This is a genomic window from Burkholderia sp. Bp8992 (assembly GCF_003853705.1).
Taxonomy (GTDB): domain Bacteria; phylum Pseudomonadota; class Gammaproteobacteria; order Burkholderiales; family Burkholderiaceae; genus Burkholderia.
The window spans coordinates 533085-550324 of sequence record NZ_QTQI01000001.1 but is presented as its reverse complement, the minus strand read 5'-3'; the positions used below and the strand labels follow the sequence as shown (position 1 = coordinate 550324).

General features: G+C 69.9%; 13 protein-coding genes. 7 read left to right on the top strand and 6 right to left on the bottom strand.

Annotated features, from left to right (window positions below; all coding sequences use genetic code 11):
- Positions 1-7: 7 nt before the first annotated feature.
- From DIE03_RS02435 to DIE03_RS02420, 4 genes are read right to left on the bottom strand one after another with little or no spacing between them, the layout of a single operon-like run.
- A complete protein-coding gene (locus DIE03_RS02435) occupies positions 8-4195 on the bottom strand; it encodes a bifunctional nitrate reductase/sulfite reductase flavoprotein subunit alpha (RefSeq protein ID WP_124447099.1) in 4188 nt (1395 codons plus the stop codon).
- A 16-nt stretch (positions 4196-4211) separates the two neighbouring features.
- On the bottom strand, positions 4212-4556 hold the full coding sequence (gene nirD, locus DIE03_RS02430) for a nitrite reductase small subunit NirD (RefSeq protein ID WP_124447097.1): 345 nt from the start codon (positions 4554-4556) through the stop codon (positions 4212-4214).
- A gap of 38 nt (positions 4557-4594) precedes the next feature.
- The gene (nirB, locus tag DIE03_RS02425) at positions 4595-7168 is read right to left on the bottom strand and encodes a nitrite reductase large subunit NirB (protein WP_124447095.1); all 2574 of its coding nucleotides are present in this window, start codon (positions 7166-7168) and stop codon (positions 4595-4597) included.
- Between the two features lie 21 nt (positions 7169-7189).
- Positions 7190-8515 (bottom strand): MFS transporter, encoded by a 1326-nt coding sequence (locus DIE03_RS02420; protein ID WP_124447093.1) that lies wholly within the window; start codon positions 8513-8515, stop codon positions 7190-7192.
- Positions 8516-9179: 664 nt separating this feature from the next.
- Here DIE03_RS02420 and cobA point away from each other — a divergent pair.
- The 7 genes from cobA to DIE03_RS02380 all read left to right on the top strand — a co-directional run bounded on the left by cobA (position 9180) and on the right by DIE03_RS02380 (position 15150).
- Positions 9180-9941: a uroporphyrinogen-III C-methyltransferase gene (gene cobA, locus DIE03_RS02410; RefSeq protein ID WP_124447091.1), complete on the top strand. Its 762-nt coding sequence runs from the start codon at positions 9180-9182 to the stop codon at positions 9939-9941.
- A 120-nt stretch (positions 9942-10061) separates the two neighbouring features.
- A complete protein-coding gene (locus tag DIE03_RS02405) occupies positions 10062-10658 on the top strand; it encodes an ANTAR domain-containing response regulator (protein ID WP_124447089.1) in 597 nt (198 codons plus the stop codon).
- A 5-nt stretch (positions 10659-10663) separates the two neighbouring features.
- Entirely contained in the window at positions 10664-11716 is a 1053-nt protein-coding gene (locus DIE03_RS02400; protein WP_124447087.1) for a CmpA/NrtA family ABC transporter substrate-binding protein, read from the top strand.
- A 126-nt stretch (positions 11717-11842) separates the two neighbouring features.
- The gene (locus tag DIE03_RS02395) at positions 11843-12442 is read left to right on the top strand and encodes a uracil-DNA glycosylase family protein (RefSeq protein WP_124447085.1); all 600 of its coding nucleotides are present in this window, start codon (positions 11843-11845) and stop codon (positions 12440-12442) included.
- A 61-nt stretch (positions 12443-12503) separates the two neighbouring features.
- A complete protein-coding gene (locus DIE03_RS02390; protein ID WP_124447083.1) occupies positions 12504-13292 on the top strand; it encodes a YkgJ family cysteine cluster protein in 789 nt (262 codons plus the stop codon).
- A 91-nt stretch (positions 13293-13383) separates the two neighbouring features.
- Entirely contained in the window at positions 13384-14325 is a 942-nt protein-coding gene (locus DIE03_RS02385; RefSeq protein ID WP_124447081.1) for a helix-turn-helix transcriptional regulator, read from the top strand.
- Positions 14326-14451: 126 nt separating this feature from the next.
- Positions 14452-15150, top strand: coding sequence for a fumarylacetoacetate hydrolase family protein (locus DIE03_RS02380; RefSeq protein WP_124447079.1), 699 nt, complete (start codon positions 14452-14454; stop codon positions 15148-15150).
- A gap of 55 nt (positions 15151-15205) precedes the next feature.
- Here DIE03_RS02380 and DIE03_RS02375 read toward each other — a convergent pair whose 3' ends face one another.
- Both DIE03_RS02375 and DIE03_RS02370 read right to left on the bottom strand, forming a co-directional pair.
- On the bottom strand, positions 15206-15745 hold the full coding sequence (locus DIE03_RS02375) for a DUF4303 domain-containing protein (RefSeq protein WP_124447077.1): 540 nt from the start codon (positions 15743-15745) through the stop codon (positions 15206-15208).
- A gap of 126 nt (positions 15746-15871) precedes the next feature.
- Positions 15872-17083 (bottom strand): multidrug effflux MFS transporter, encoded by a 1212-nt coding sequence (locus tag DIE03_RS02370; RefSeq protein ID WP_124447075.1) that lies wholly within the window; start codon positions 17081-17083, stop codon positions 15872-15874.
- Positions 17084-17240: the final 157 nt, after the last annotated feature.

The following is a 17240-nucleotide window of genomic DNA, read 5'->3' as shown; positions in this document are numbered from 1 at the left end:
CCGGAGATCAATACACGTCGCGCATGTAGCGCCGCGCCTTCGAAAGCCGCGCGACGTAGTCGTTCGCGGCCTCGTCCGACATGCCGCCGTGCCGGGCGACGATCGCCTTCAGCGCCATGTCGACGTCCTTGGCCATCCGCGCGGCATCGCCGCACACGTAGAAGTGCGCGCCGTCCTCCAGCCATGCGAACAGCTCGGCGCCCTGCTCGCGCATCCGGTCCTGCACGTAGATCTTGTCGGCCTGGTCGCGCGAGAACGCGAGGTCGAGCCGCGTGAGGAAGCCGCTGTCGTGCATCGCGCCCAGCTCGTCGCCGTAGTAGAAGTCGGTCTGCGCGTGCTGCTCGCCGAAGAACAGCCAGTTGCGCCCGCGTGCGCCGCGCGCCTGCCGCTCGTGCAGGAAGCCGCGGAACGGCGCGACGCCGGTGCCGGGGCCGACCATCACGATCGGCACGTCGCCGTTCACCGGCGGACGGAAATGCGCGGATTTCTGCACGAACACCGGCACGCGGCCGTCGTCCGCGCGATCGGCGAGGAACGTCGACGCGACGCCTTTGCGTGCGCGCCGGCCGTTGTGATAGCGCACGGCCGACACGGTCAGGTGGATCTCGCCCGCGTGCGCGCTCGGGCTCGACGCGATCGAATAGAGACGCGGCTGCATGCGCTTGAGCATGCCGACCAGTTCCGTACCCGACAGATCGACCGGGTATTCGTGCAGCACATCCGCAAGCTGTTGCCCCCACAACCATTGCTTGAGGTCGGCCTTGCGATCTTCGCCGAGCAGCGACTTCAGCGCGCCGTTCGTGCTGCGCGACGCGATGAAGGCCAGCGTGTCCGGATGCGGGCGCGTGATGTCGAAGTGGTGCGCGAGCGCTTCGCCGAGCCGGATGTCGCCAACGCCCGGCACCGACACGGATGCATCGGCCTTCAGCGCGGTGACCGACAACAGTTCGTCGACCAGTTCCGGGCAGTTGGTCGGCCACACGCCGAGCGCGTCGCCGGTTTCGTATTCGAGGTTCGCCCCTTCGGTCGACAACGACACGTAGCGCGTATCCTTCGCGGCGCCTGGCCGGTTCAGCCGCAGGTTCGCGACGAGCTTCGACGGCGCCGGATGCGCCTTCGTCGGCAGCAGCCCCGACGCGCTCATCCCGCCGGACGGCACCGCGTGCAGCGCGGCATCGGCCTCCTTGATCCGCGCGACGACGCGCTCGAGCCACTGGTCGGCATCGCGCTGGAATTCGACGTCGCAATCGACGCGCGCGCACAGGCGTGCCGCGCCGAGTTCCGCGAGCCGCGCATCGAGCCGGCGGCCGTGGCCGCAGAACTGGTCGTAGTTGCGGTCGCCGAACGCGAGCACTGCGAAATGCACGCCGTCGAGGCGCGCAGCGCTGCCGGCCTGCAGCGCGTCCCAGAATTCGGTGCCGTTGTCGGGCGCATCGCCGTCGCCGAACGTGCTCGTCATCAGCAGCACGTATTGCGCACCGGCAAGCGACGCGACCGGATAGTCGGACATGCATGCGGTGCGGATCTCGAAGCCCGCGTTCATCAATTGCGTTGCGTAATCCTCGGTCAGCGATTCGATGTTGCCGGTCTGCGACGCCCACAGCAGCACGACCTTCGGGCGCGCGCGCACGATGCGCACGCCGCCGGCGGCAGCGGCGTCGGCCGGCAGTGCAGGCGTCGCGGCGATCTGCGCACCGGCAGGCAGCGAGCGGCTGAACAGCCCCGCAAGCATCCCGTCGAGCCAGAACCGCACGGGCGGCGTCAACGGTGCGCCGGCCGGCAGCACGGGCACGCCGCCTTCGCGACGGCCGACGCTCGCCTTCAGCCCGCTGACGAGGCCGGCCACGTACAGCCGCTCGGTGTCGGTCAGCGGCGGCGGCGCGAGATCGGCGACGCCGAGTGCGGCCGCGAAAGTGTCGATGTCTGCCATGTCGAATTCCTGTGAAGCCGCGATCGGCGAGATCGCAGGCGCGGGCGGTGCATCGTCCTCGCCTGCATCGGGTTGCGCCGTGTCGTCGCCGGCGGACGCGAACGCATCCGTGTCGACGCGTCGCAACGCGACCGCGCAGTATTTCAGTTCGGGTTGCTGAGATTCCGGATCGATCGCGTCGTTCGTCACCGCGTTGATGCACAGGTCGTCGCCGTACACGTCGTTCCAGTGCATCGGCGCGAAGCAGTTGCCGCGCTGCACGCGTTCGGTCACGACGGCCGGCAATACCGCGCGGCCGCGCACCGAGCGGATTTCGACGCTGTCTTTCGCGGCGATGCCGAGCGCGCTTGCATCGTCGGGATGCAACTCGACGAACGGGCGCGGGTTCAGCTTGTTCAGCATCGCGACCTTGCCCGTCTTCGTCATCGTGTGCCATTGATGCTGCAGCCGGCCGGTGTTCAGCACGATCGGGAACGTGCCGTCGGGCAGCTCGGCCGGATCGACGTGCGGCCGGGCGAAGAAGCGCGCCTTGCCCGACGGCGTCGGGAACGCGACGCGCGGTGCCTCGTTGCCGTCGGCGGCCGCGCGCAGCGTCTGGCTCACGCCGTCGTTCAGGTAGCGGATCGGGTGCCGCTCGCGCGCGGTGCCCGGCGCGACCGGCCATTGCACCGGGCCGTCGCGCAGCGCCGCGTGGCTCGCACCGCGCAGGTCGTAGCCGGTCGCCGGATTCGAGAAACGCACGATCTCGTCGAACACGTCGGCCGCCGACGCATAGTCGAACGCATCGCCGAAGCCCATCGCACGCGCGACTTCCGCGACGATGCGCCAGTCGGGCAGTGCGTCGCCGGGCGGCGCGACCGCCGCACGCATCAGCGTCATGTTGCGCTCGGAGTTGACCATCACGCCGTCGCCCTCGGCCCACAGCGCGCCGGGCAGCAGGATGTCCGCGTAGCGGTTGGTCTCGGTGTCGAGGAACGCGTCCTGCGCGATCACGAGTTCCGCGGCCTGCAGCCCGGCGATCACATTCTGCCGATTCGGCACGGTCGCGACCGGGTTCGTGCAGACGATCCAGCACGCCTTGATGTCGCCGGCCGCCATCCGCGAGAACAGGTCGACCGTGCCCTGCCCCGTCTCCTTGCGCAGCGTGCCGGAAGGCACGCGCCAAAGATGCTCGACGTAGCGGCGATCGTCGTCGGACAGCACCGAGCGCTGGCCCGGCAGGCCCGGCCCCATGTAGCCCATCTCGCGCCCGCCCATCGCGTTCGGCTGGCCGGTCAGCGAGAACGGGCCGCTGCCGGGGCGGCAGATCTTGCCCGTCGCGAGATGCAGGTTGCAGATCGCGTTGGTGTTCCACACGCCGTGCGTGCTCTGGTTGAGCCCCATCGTCCAGCAGCTCATCCATTCCTGCGCGTCGCCGATCCATTGCGCAGCCGTGCGCAGGTCGGCTTCCGCGAGCCCCGTGATCGCCGCGACGCGCTCGGGCGTGTAGTCGGCGAGAAACGCGGGCATCGCGTCCCAGCCTTCCGTGTACGCGTCGATGAACGCGGCATCGGTGCGGCCGTTCGCATGCAGCAGGTGCAGCAGGCCGTTGGCCAGCGCGAGATCGGTGCCCGGCCGGATCTGCAGGAACAGGTCGGCCTTGTCGGCGGTGCCGGTGCGGCGCGGATCGACGACGATCAGCTTCGCACCGGCCTTCACGCGATCCATCATCCGCAGGAACAGGATCGGATGGCAATCGGCCATGTTCGCGCCGGTCACGAAGAACAGGTTCGCGCGATCGAAGTCCTGGTACGACCCGGGCGGGCCGTCCGCGCCGAGCGACTGCTTGTAGCCGGTGCTCGCGCTCGCCATGCAGAGCCGCGAGTTCGACTCGATGTTGTGGGTGCCGACGAAGCCCTTCGCGAGCTTGTTGACGAGGTACTGCGCCTCGATCGACATCTGGCCCGATACGTAGAACGACAGCGCGTCGGGGCCGTGCGCATCGAGTATCGCGCGCAGGCGGCGCGCGGTTTCGGCGATCGCGTCGCGCGCCGGCAGCGGCACGAGGTCGTCCTCGCGCGCGCGGCGCACGAACGCGCGGTCGAGCCGCCCCGAGCGGCGCAGCGCGACGTGCGCCGACGAACCCTTCGTGCACAGCCGCCCGAAGTTGGTCGGATGGTCGGCGTCGCCGGACACCTTGACGACTTCGCCGTCCTCGACGTGCAGCACCATCCCGCAGCCGACGCCGCAGTACGGGCACACGCTCTTGACGGAAGTGGCGGTCATGCGTGCTCCGGCGCGTTCAGGCCGCGACCCACACGAAGCCGTCCTCGATCCGCGACGGATACGCGCTCACCGACTGCTCGGGCGCTTCCAGGCATTCGCCGGTGCGCAGGTCGAAGTGCTGCTTGTACAGCGGCGACGCGACGACGACGCGCTCGCCGAGGCTGCCGATCAGCCCGCGCGACATCACGGCCGCTTGCGACACGGGATCGACGTTGTCGATCGCGAACACGCCGCCGTCGGGATGCGCGACGTGAAACACCGCGACCTGCTCGCCGTTGACGAGTGCGCACACGCCGGTGTTCGGCACGATGTCGTCGAGCGGGCACACGCGGGTCCAGGACAGCGGAAGACGATCGTTCATGATGGGCTCCTTGGAATAGACGCTGGCGTCGGTCACGGTCAAACGGTGGCACTTTCGGCGACAACGGGAATCGACACGGGCTTGCCGCCCGTGCGTTCGCCGGGCGTCGCGGGACGAATCTGTCCGCGCGTCTCGACGAATTCGATGGTCGTATCCGGCGCGTCGCTGTTCACGAAGTGACGGAAGCGCTTGCGCGTGTCGGGATCGGTCACGGCCTTCTTCCATTCGCACTCGTAGGTGTCGACCACGTGCTGCATGTCGGCTTCGAGTTCGGCCGCGATCGCGAGCTTGTCGTGCACGACGACGTCGATCAGGTAGTCGAGGCCGCCTTCGAGGTTGTCGCGCCACACGCTGGTGCGCTGCAGCCGGTCGGCCGTGCGCACGTAGAACATCAGGAAGCGGTCGATGGTGCGGATCAGCGTCGGGCGGTCGAGATCGGACGCGAGCAGTTCCGCGTGGCGCGGCTTCATCCCGCCGTTGCCGCACACGTACAGGTTCCAGCCTTTTTCGGTCGCGATGATGCCGACGTCCTTGCCCTGCGCTTCCGCGCACTCGCGCGTGCAGCCGGATACGCCGAACTTGATCTTGTGCGGCGCGCGCAGCCCCTTGTAGCGGTTTTCGAGGTCGATCGCGAGGCCGACCGAATCGTCGACGCCGTAGCGGCACCAGGTCGACCCGACACACGACTTCACGGTGCGCAGCGCCTTGCCGTAGGCATGACCCGATTCGAAGCCGGCCTCGATCAGCTCTTCCCAGATCGACGGCAGCTGCTCGACACGCGCGCCGAACAGGTCGACGCGCTGACCGCCCGTGATCTTCGTGTACAGGCCGTATTTCTTCGCAACCTGCCCCACGGCGATCAGCCCTTCCGGCGTGACCTCGCCGCCCGGCATGCGCGGCACGACCGAGTACGTGCCGTCGCGCTGGATGTTCGCGAGGTAGTAGTCGTTCGAATCCTGCAGGCTTGCGTGTTCCCGCTTCAGCACGAATTCGTTGAAGCACGACGCGAGGATGCCCGCGACGGCCGGCTTGCACACGTCGCAGCCGAGCCCGCGGCCGTGCTTCGCCAGCAGTTCGTCGAACGTCGTGATGCGCTCGACGCGAATCAGGTGGAACAGCGCCTGGCGCGAATACGCGAAGTGTTCGCACAGATGGTTGTTGACCGACAGACCCTGCTTCTTCATCTCGGCCTTCATGATCTGCGTGACGAGCGGCACGCAGCCGCCGCACGACGTGCCGGCGCCCGTGCACGTCTTCAGCGCGCCGAGGCTCGTCGCGCCGTCGGCGACGGCCGTGCAGATCTGCGACTTCGACACGTTGTTGCACGAGCAGATCTGGGCGGCCGCGGGCAACGCATCGACGCCGATCGCCGGCTTCGCCGCGCCGTCCGACGACGGCAGGATCAGGAATTCCGGCGACTCGGGCAGCTCGATGCGGTTGAGCATCATCTGCAGCAGCGTGCCGTATTCGGCTGCATCGCCGACCATCACCGCGCCGTGCAGGAACTTGCCGCAGTCGGACACCACGAGCTTCTTGTAGACCTGGCGGCGCTCGTCCGCGTACTGGTAGGTGCGGCTGCCGGCCGTCGTGCCGTGCGCGTCGCCGATGCTCGCGACGTCGACGCCCATCAGCTTCAGCTTCGTGCTCATGTCGGCGCCCGCGAACGCGGCAGCGGCCGCATCGTGCGCGTCGCCAGCGAGCTGCTTCGCGACCACGCGCGCCATGTCGTAGCCGGGGGCGACGAGGCCGTACACCATGCCGTTCCACGCCGCGCATTCGCCGATCGCGTAGATGTCGGCATCGCTCGTGCGGCAGGCGTCGTCGATCGCGACGCCGCCGCGCGGGCCGATGTCGAGCCCGCAGGCGCGCGCCAGTTCGTCGCGGGCGCGGATGCCGGCCGAGAACACGATCATGTCGGTGTCGAGATGCGTGCCGTCGGCGAACGCCATCCGGTGCGTGCCTTCGTCGCCATCGACGATTTCCAGCGTGTTCTTGCCCGTATGCACGGTCACGCCGAGCGCCTCGATCTTCGCGCGCAGCATCCGGCCGCCGCCGTCGTCGACCTGCACGGCCATCAGCCTCGGCGCGAATTCGACGACGTGCGTGTCGAGCCCCATGTCGCGCAGCGCCTTCGCGCATTCGAGGCCGAGCAGCCCGCCGCCGATCACGACGCCGCGCTTCGCGTGCGCGCCGCACGCCTGCATCGCCTCGAGGTCCTCGATCGTCCGGTACACGAAGCAGCCCGCGCGATCGCGCCCCGGCACCGGCGGCACGAACGGGCGCGAGCCCGTGGCGAGCACCAGCTTGTCGTACGCGAGCGTTTCGCCCGACGCGAGCGTGACCGTATGCGCGGCGCGGTCGATCGACGCGACCTGCGCGTTCAGGCGCAGGTCGAACCGCGGATAGCGCTCGAAGAAGCCCGGTTCGACGAGCGACAGGTCGTCCGCCGACTTGCCCGCGAAGAATTCCGACAGGTGCACGCGATCGTAGGCCGGCCGCGGCTCCTCGCCGAGCACGGTGACCTGCAGCGCGCCCGCCGTGCCGGCTTCCGCCGCGACGCATTCGAGGAACTTGTGGCCGACCATGCCGTGGCCGATGACGATGAGTTTCATGATGACGCTTCCTTCGATCGATCAGTTCGCGGCGTTGGCGGCGGCCAGCGCACGATCGCGCAGCTCGGCTTCGCGTGCCTTGTGTTCTTCGCTGAAGCGCACGGCCATCGCGCACAGCGCGGTCGCGGTGACGGCAAGGCCGAGCAGGCTCAGCGTCTGCTGCACGTCGCCGACGCCCTTCAGCAGGAAGGCCGCGGCCACCGCGCCGACGTTGCCGCCCGCGCCGACGATCCCCGCGACGCCGCCGAGCGCCTTGCGGTCGATGAACGGCACCAGCGCATAGGTCGCGCCGCAGGCCATGTGCGTGAACAGGCCGAAGACCAGCATCGCGACGAGCGCGACGCCAATGCTTTGCGCATGCGAGAACCAGATCAGCCCGAGCCCTTCGCCGACGATCAGCGCGCACAGCAGCGCCGCACGCACGTCGAGGCTGCGGCGTGCGGCGATCTTGTCGGACAGCCAGCCGCCGAGCGCACGGGCGAACAGCGCGAGCAGCCCGAACAGGCCGACCGCGAAACCGGCGTCCTTCAGCGACAGGCTGAAGTGATTGACGTAGTACAGCGCGGCGATGTTGTGGATGAACACCTCGACGCCGAAGCACGCGCCGTACGTGACGAACAGCATCCACACGCGATAGTTGCCGCATGCGGCGAAGAAGCTCGCCCAGCCGCCCTTCTTGCCGCTGTCGACTGTCACGCCCTGCTTGCGCAGCGCGACGAAATCGCCTTGCGGGCAGTCCTGCGTGAAGCGCCAGTACGCCCACGCCATCGCGAGCATCGCGATGCCCGGCACGACCAGCGCCATGCGCCACGACGAATCCTCGCCGAAGCCGAGCATCAGGCCGGCGGCGACCAGCAGCGGCATCAGCGCCTGCGTCGCGCCGGCCCCGGCGTTGCCCCAGCCGGCCGTCGTCGCGTTCGCAGTACCGACGACGTTCGGCGCGAACATCACCGACGTGTGGTATTGCGTGATCACGAAGCCTGCGCCGATCGCGCCGATGCCGAGCCGGCAGATCAGGAACGACAGATAGTCGTGCGTGAACGACACGGCGAACACGGGGATCGCGCCGAGCAGCAACAGGCCGACATACACGCGGCGCGGGCCGAAGCGGTCGCACAGCGGGCCGACGAGCAGCCGCACGGCGATCGTCGCGGCCACCGCGGCGATGTTGATGTTGGCGACCTGAGCCGCCGTCAGATGAAATTCGCGTGCAATGAGCGGCATCAGCGGCGCGCACGCAAACCACGCGAAGAAACACACGAAGAACGCCATCCACGTCATGTGGAACGCGCGCATCGGCGCGGTGCGGAAGCTGAAGAGATCGATACGGGTAGCTTTGTCGGTCATGTCATCCGCCAAACGAAAAACGGCGTCCTGCGCACCCGGTCTCGTCGAGACCCGATGCGTAGGACGCCGTTGCCCATGAAGCCCGTTGCCGGGCGCGTCGGTAATCGGTACTGCGGACGAATCGCCATTGATCCGCCCGAATCGGCTAACGCAAGCGCCGTGCCATGTCGCCGCCGATCGGGCCTTCGGCCCCGCGCTGCAAGGCTTGCCGGTCGACAGGCGATGTGCCGCGACACGCGACGCACGACGCGCTTTGAGGCAGCGAGGCACAGATGTGGTGCGCTGCAGCACTGTCGCCGTGCGACATCGCGGTGCGCGCCGGCGGCGCACGAGGCACGCCGATGCGGCATGACGGCCGCCGCGCGCGGCGGCTGCCTGCTAGCCTGCACGCGCGCCCCCATCCGTCATACGGCTCGTCGCGCGCTGCACGCGCCGGCGCCGCGCGCCGGTTGGCCCGGATATTGCTCGATCGACGCATCACACCGGCAACGGCGCCGGTGGGCAGTCCCCGCAAACCCTGCCCGCCCTTCACGGCGGGCCCGTCAGGACAACGGCGTCCTCCCGTGCGCGGCACGGCAGGACACCGGTGCGTCTCGACCGCCCGCCGCCGCGCAGACCATCCGTTATCGGCCGCCGCACGACGCATGCGGCAATGGAACACGACATGACGACTGGCAAAGTCACGCTGCTGGGCGCCGGCCCCGGCGATCCCGATCTCCTCACGCTGAAGGCCGTGAAGGCACTGGCCGCGGCCGACGTGCTGCTGCTCGACGACCTCGTCGCGCCCGGCATCGTCGAACTCGCGCCGCAAGCGCGCGTGATCCGCGTCGGCAAGCGCGGCGGCTGCCGCTCCACGCCGCAGGCATTCATCGAAAAGCTGATGCGCCGCTACGCGCTGCGCGGCGCGCACGTGGTGCGCGTAAAAGGCGGCGATGCGCTGCTGTTCGGCCGTGCCGGCGAAGAGCTCGCGACGCTGCGCGCCGCCGCGATTCCGGTCGAGATCGTCAACGGCATCTCGTCGGGATTCGCGGCCGCCGCATGCCTCGGCATCTCGCTCACGCACCGCGAGCACTGCCAGGGCGTCACGTTCGTCACCGCGCACCGCCAGGATCACGGCGAACCCGACTGGGCAAGACTCGCGTCGACCGGCACCACGCTCGCGATCTACATGGGCATGAGCCGCGTCGACAGCATCGCGGCCGGCCTGCTCGCCGCGCTGCCGTCGTCGACGCCGGCAGCCGCCGTGCAATGGGCCGGTACGCCCGACGAACGCCGCTGGACCGGAACGCTCGGCACGCTCGCACACGGCATCGAGGCTGCGCGGCTCGGCAGCCCGGCCGTGATCCTCGTCGGCGGCGCAATCGGCGCAGCAGCCGCGCAGTGCGCAGACGCCGCGGCCGACACCGCATTTTCGCGGGCCGCCTGACATGCACGGCGTCGCGCGGCTTCGGCCGTTCCCCCTTCCCGTCACCGCCGGCCGCGCATGCGGCTTGCCTGCATCGTTCGCGCGTTGCGCCGAAGCGTCACCGCCCCTGTTGCCCGCCTCATGAGTTCGCCTGCCCCGACCACCCGCCTGCGCGTGCTGCTCGTCACCGACACCGACAAGCCGATCGGCGAGCTCGGCGACGCACTCGCGCGCCTCGGCTACGAGATGCTGAACGACGTCGCGACGCCCGCGCGGCTGCCCGCGGCCGTCGAGGAGCAGCGTCCCGACGTCGTGATCATCGATACCGATTCGCCGTCGCGCGATACCCTCGAACAGCTCGCGGTGATGCACGCGACCGCGCCGCGCCCCGTGCTGATGTTCAGCCACGACGCCGACCAGGAACTGATCCGTGCGGCGGTCGGCGCAGGCGTCAGCGCGTATCTCGTCGAAGGGCTGTCGGCCGAGCGTCTCGCCCCGATTCTCGAAGTCGCGCTCGCGCGCTTCTCGCACGACGATGCGCTGCGCCGCCGGCTCGCCGACGTCGAGCGCGAACTCGCGGAACGCAAACTGATCGACCGCGCGAAACGCGCGCTGATGGACCAGCGCAAGCTGTCCGAGCACGATGCGTATGCGGCACTGCGCAAGCGTGCGATGGATCAGGGCCTGCGCATCGTCGACGTCGCGCGACAACTGCTCGACGCGTCACCCCAGTCATGACCGCCATGAATAGCTCACCTCCCGCCGCGCCGGAACGCGCGCATCTTCGCCTCGGGTTCGTCGCGCTGAGCGACGCGGCCCCGCTGATCGTCGCGCAGCGCCTGAACCTCGGCGCGCGGCACGGCCTCACGCTCGAATTGAGTCGCCAGCCGTCGTGGGCAGCCGTGCGCGACAAGCTGCTCAGCGGCGAGCTCGATGCGGCGCATGCGCTGTACGGGCTCGTCTGCGGGCTGCAGCTCGGCATCGGCGGCCCGCAGGCCGACATGGCCGCGCTGATGGTGCTGAACCGCAACGGCCAGGCGATCACGTTGTCGCGCGGTCTCGCCGACGCGGTTCGCACAACCGGCAGCGTGCGCGACGCGTTCGCGACGCTCGGCCGCAAGCCGCTGCTCGCCCAAACCTTCCCGACCGGCACGCACGCGATGTGGCTGAACGCGTGGCTCGCGTCACACGGCATCGATCCGCTGCGCGACGTGCGCAGCGTCGTGATCCCGCCGCCCGAGATGGTCGCCGCGCTCGCCGGTGGCGAGCTCGACGGCTTCTGTTCCGGCGAACCGTGGCACGCAGTAGCCGAAGCGTGCGGCGCGGGCCGGACCGTCGCGGTCACGAGCGAGATCTGGCCCGATCATCCGGAGAAGGTGCTGGCCGCCCGGCGCGACTTCGTCGCGCTGTATCCGGCCACCGCGCGCGCGCTGATCCGTACGCTCGTCGACGCGTGTGCGTGGCTCGACAGCGCCGCGCATCGCCGCGAGGCGGCCGACTGGCTCGCGTCGCCCGATGCGCTCGGCGTGCCGGCCCGGCTGATCGCGCCGCGCCTGCTCGGCGACTACGGCGCGGGGCCGTTCGCCGCGCCGCCGCTGCCGATCCGTTTCCACGGCGGCGGCGCCGTGAACCGGCCCGATCCGCGCGAAGGACGCTGGTTCCTGTCCCAATACCGGCGCTGGGGCATGCTCGACGATCCGCATGACGACGCGGCGATCGCCGCGGCAATCGCGCAAACCGCGTTGTATGATGCTGCGGTCGCCGAAGGCGGCGCAGCGGGCCTGTCGCACGCGTAACGCGTGCCGCATGAGGCCGCGGGCGCGCGCTCCACGGCCGCGCCACGCCGATCCGGGCCACCCGGCGGCTCCGGCGGGCGCCGTCCGGGCGACGTTGCACGACCCTTCCGTCCCCGATCCGAATCGATGCCGAAACGAACGCGCGCGCCGCTCGACGTGCTGCTCACCGAAATCCGTGCGTGCCGTGCCTGCGAAGCCGACCTGCCGCTCGGCCCGCGCCCCGTCGTGCGCGCCCATCGCGACGCACGCATCCTGATCGTCGGGCAGGCGCCGGGCGCGCGCGTCCATGCGAGCGGCATCCCGTGGGACGACGCGAGCGGCAAGCGGCTGCGCGGCTGGCTCGACGTCGATGCCGACACCTTCTACGACGAAACGCGCTTCGCGATCGTGCCGATGGGCTTCTGCTACCCCGGCCGCGGCGCGAGCGGCGATAACCCGCCGCGCCCCGAATGCGCGCCACTGTGGCTCGACCGGCTGGTGGCCGAGCTGCCGTCGATCCGCCTGACGCTGCTGATCGGCCAGTACGCGCAGCGGCATTTCCTGCGCGACACACGCAAGGCAACGCTGACCGACACCGTGCATGCGTGGCCCGACTACGGCCCCGGCGTGCTGCCGCTGCCGCACCCGTCGCCGCGCAACCAGGCGTGGTTCAAGCACCATCCGTGGTTCGACGCCGACGTCGTGCCCGAACTCCGCCGCCGGGTGGCACCGCTGCTCGACCGATGAACGCAATCACCGGCGCCATCGCGATGCGTCGCGTGCCGCCCGATGTCCCCGCGATACCCTCATGAATACCACCTCGACCGACCTCGACGTCGACTTTGCCTGCACCGGATGCGGCGCATGCTGCCGCGACCTGCGCATTCCGCTGACGCTCGACGAGGCGATCGCGTGGCTGCGGCGCGACGGCCACGTGGAATTGCTGTGCGACGCGATGCCGTGGCCCGTCGAACCCGAGCCGGGCGACGCGTTCGCTGCGTACAAGCGCGCGCGGTCGACCGCCGCGACGAGCGGTTCGCTGCCCGTCCGCATCACGGCCATGCTCACCGCGTCCCATGCGGGCCCGTGCCCGAACCTGCGCGACGACCTGCGGTGCGGGATCTACGACGAACGCCCGCTCGTGTGCCGGATCTATCCGGCCGAGGTCAATCCGTTCGTGGCGCTGATGCCCGGCGGCAAGCAATGCCCGCCCGACGCCTGGCAGCACGCGCCGCTCATCCGTGGCGGCACGCTCGTCGACGCGGCGACGCGCGAGCACATCGCACGCTCGCGCGCGGCGAGCGAGGCCGAGACGCCGTTGCGCGCGCGGCTGTGCGCGGTGCTCGGCATCGACACGGCGGCCGTCGCCAATGAAGGATTCATGGTCCATGCGCCGGCCGCCGCCACCTTGCTCGCCGCACTGACCGACCTGTGCGCCCCGTCGCCGGCTGAAGCCGTCGAGGCAACCGAATGGAAGCTGGTGTCGAACCGCGCGCCCACGGTGGAAACGCTCGTGTCGGTCGGCGCATCGAGCGTGCTCGCCGGCAACGGCACGGGGCCGCACGCCCGCTATCTCGGGTTCCATCCGGACGCCTGAATGCCGCGCCGCAGCGCGCCCGCACGTTCCGGCCGCGCCCGGTTCGCTGTACCATCGCGGCTCCACCGCGTCACGAACAGCAGAATCCTTCATGCCCTCCACCGCCCCGCCGCGCCTGTACGGGATGCCCGAACGCAGCGACCGGCTCGACTTCTACATCCGCGACCAGGCGTCGCGCCAGGCGATTACCGAGCCGCACCGGCACGCATATTTCCAGATCCAGTTCAACCTCGGCGGCGACACCGAGCAGCGGATCGGCGGCGTCACGCGTCCGTTTCCGCGCGGTGCGCTCGCGTTCGTGCTGCCGCACCGCGAGCACCTGATCCCGCATCCGGAAGGCGCGCATTTCATCGTGATCAACTTCAGCCAGGCGTTCCTGCGCGCCGATCTCGACGTCGATCCGCTCGACCTCGAGGACGTGCCCGCGCACCGCTTCCCCGAGCTGACGCCGTTCCGTTTCCAGGAACATCTCGACTTCATCCTGACCGGCGACACCTACGACGAAGCACGCCGCCTCGCGCTGTGCATGCTCGACACCGATCGCGTGCGCACGTTCGGTTCGACCACGTTGCTGCGCGGCTACCTGCTGCAGCTGATCGGGCTCGTCTGCACGCAGTACGCGGGCGCGCTCGACAAGCTCGCCCAGCGCGGCGCCCAGCGTGCGGGCCGGCGCGATGCGCTCGCGCGCGTGCTGCGGCACGTTCGCGCGAACCTGACCCGCGAGGACCTGACGCTCGCCGCAACGGCCGAGGCCGCGTTCCTGTCGCCGAACTACCTCGCGCACCTGGTCCGCAAGGAAACCGGCAGTACGTTCACCGATCTCGTGACCGAGCGCCGGATCGCGCTCGCGCAGTCGCTGCTGGCCCATACCAGCCGGCGCATCGCCGACATCGCGCGCTCGGTCGGCTTCCGCGACGAAGGGTATTTCGCGCGGCGCTTCCGGGCGCGCGTCGGCGTGTCGCCGAAGGCGTACCGCGACGCGAACGCCGCGCTGCCGGACAGCAACGACGCGCCGCCGGCCGCCGACGCGTAGTTTTGTCCCGGTAAAACGCAGTTGCGTCGCATCCGGCCGCATGCGCGTCGGGTATCGTTGCACGCATGCCGGCCCGCGCGCCGCACGGGCGCCGGCATCCGTCTTCCTACCGAACGAGGCCATCCGATGTCCGCCTATGTCATCGACGCCGCAGAGCGTCCTTCCGTCGAAGTCGAACAGTCGTCCGCGCGCTTTCCGGTGCGCCGCGTATTCTGCGTCGGCCGCAACTACGCCGACCACGCCCGCGAAATGGGCGCCGATCCCGACCGCGAACCGCCGTTCTTCTTCACGAAGCCAGGCGACGCGATCGTCCCGGCCAGCGGCACCGTCGCCTATCCGCCGCTGACGAACGACCTCCATCATGAAATCGAGCTGGTGGTCGCCATCGGCAAGGACGGCCGGTCGATCGACCCGGCCGACGCGCTGTCGCACGTGTGGGGCTACGGCGTCGGCGTCGACCTCACGCGCCGCGACCTGCAGGCCGAGGCGAAGAAGCTGAGCCGTCCGTGGGACTGGGCGAAGGGTTTCGACGCGTCGGGCCCCGTGACCGCACTGCGCGCGGCGTCGGCCACCGGGCACCCGGCCACGGGCCGCATCTGGCTCGCAGTCAACGGCGACACGCGCCAGCAAGGCGATCTGGCCGACATGATCTGGGCCGTGCCCGACGTCATCGCGTACGTGTCGCGCTCGGTCGAACTGAAGGCCGGCGACCTGATCTTCACCGGCACGCCGGCCGGCGTCGGCGCGCTGCAGCCGGGCGACCGCGTGACGGGCGGCGTCGACGGCGTCGCGACGTTCGAATTCGTCGTGGGCGCGAAGCCGTAACGAAGCACGCACGGCGGCCGCCCGCGCGGGCCGCCGTGCGGTATCCCGATGGCGGTCAGCCGTAGCGGCGCAGGAATGCGTCGGCGACGGCCGGCGGATTCAGCGCTTTCGCCGATGCGTTTTCCAGCGCCTCGGCGGCATCGTCGTCGCTGATCGATACGAACAGCGTGATGGCCGCCCGCTCGTCGCCCGTGCCGAACACACCGTCGCGATCGAGCAGCCGCAATGCCTCGATCATGTCGGTGTGCAGTTGCCGGGAAAATTCGGTGAATCGCGACCGCACGAACTGCGGACTCAGCACTTCGTCGGCCAGCCTGCCGCAGATCGCGTTGAACGGCGAAGCCTCCGCCGCCTCGTACGCCCATTCGGAAACGCCCCACACGAACCACGGATCGTCGTCCGGAAGCGCCTGTTGCGCGCGCATCCGGCGCAGCCCTTCGACCGTATTGGCGGCCGGCACCACCGTCATCGCGCCGCTGTCCGTATAAAGCGCGAACGCATAGAAATGCTCGTCCGGGTGCAACGCCCGCAGTGCCTTGAAGGTCGCCCTCGCGGCATCGGCAATGTCCCGCTGGAAATCCGAAAAGTCGCTCATCGCATCCTCGCCCAGTCACCCTTCGCGCCCGTCGGGGAATACGGCTCGCGGATGGTGCATCGTGTCCCGGTATTCGACGGATTGTCCGCCAATCGGCCGCGCCACGGTACCGGGCCGCACCCGCAGTCACCGCACGGCGTCCCGCGCATCGAGGACCCGCACGCAGACGGCCGCCGCCAGCGCGATCGCCGCCGACAGCAGCATCATCGCGAGCGGCGCATAACCGGCGTTGCCGGCGGTCAGCACCGCGCCCGTCAGCGACGACAGCGCGGCGCCGCCCGCGATCGTCATCGCGCCGGCCAGCCCCGACGCGCTGCCCGCCAGTTCCGGGCGCACCGACACCGCGCCGGCATGCGCGCCGGGATTGGTCAGCCCGTTGCCGATGCCGACCAGCACGCACGGCCCGAACCATGCGAGCGCATGCGTCGCGCCGCCGGACACGAGCCCGAGCGCGATCAACGGCCCCGCACACGCGACGACCCGCCCGCACAGGATCGTCGTGGCGAGTGCGTAGCGGCGCGCGACACGTGCGGCCAGAAAGCTGCCGACGACGAAACCGGCCGTGATCGTCCCCATGTAAAAGCCGACCTCCGCCGGCGCAATGCCGAACAGCGTTTTCGCGGCAAGCGGCGCGCCGGCCAGGAACGCGTAGAACGCGCCCGTCGAAAACGCCATGCAAAGCGCATAGGCCCAGAAACGGCGTGCGCGGAGCAGCGCCGGATACGCGCGAAGCTGCTGCCGGAAGCTCGACGACCGGTTCGCATGGGTTTCGACGAGGTCGAATGCACACCAGCCGAACAGCGCGATGCCGGCCGCGCCGAGCAGCCAGAAGCTCGCCCGCCAGCCGACCGTCTGGTCGAGTGCGCCGCCGAGCGTCGGGCCGAGCATCGGCGCGAACGCGGCCGCCATCGCCGCATAGCCGATCCGGCTCGCCGCACGCGCGCCGCCGCCGGTATCGCGGATCGTCGCCATCGACACCGGATAGACCGATGTGATCGCCGCCTGCATCATCCGGCACGCGAGAAACACGCGGATATCGGTCGCCGTCGCGCAGCCGAGCGAACCGAGCGCGAACACGCCGACACTCGTCAGCATGATCGGCCGCCGCCCGAACCGGTCCGACAGCGGCCCCATCACGAACTCGAGCGACGCGGCCACCGCCGCGTAACCGCCGAGCGACAGCGCGACGAGCCCGTAGTCGGCATGCAGGTCGCGTGCGATCGCCGGCAACGCCGGCAGGAACAGGCTCAGCGGCAGTACCGAGAGCGCGCACAGCAGGATCAGCGTCACATGTCGCGGCGACGCCGGAGCGGATTCGATCGGCAGGTTCGATTGCAAGCGGATGCCCTCCGCGCACGTGCCGCAGCGCCGTGCGCAATGCAAAAAAACCCCCGACCGAGTCGGGGGCGCATGGGTGCCGGCGCGGTGCCGCTACCGGACCCTGCGCCTGTGGACTACTACGATGAAGCAAGCCGTCTTCATGCCGAATGGCTCC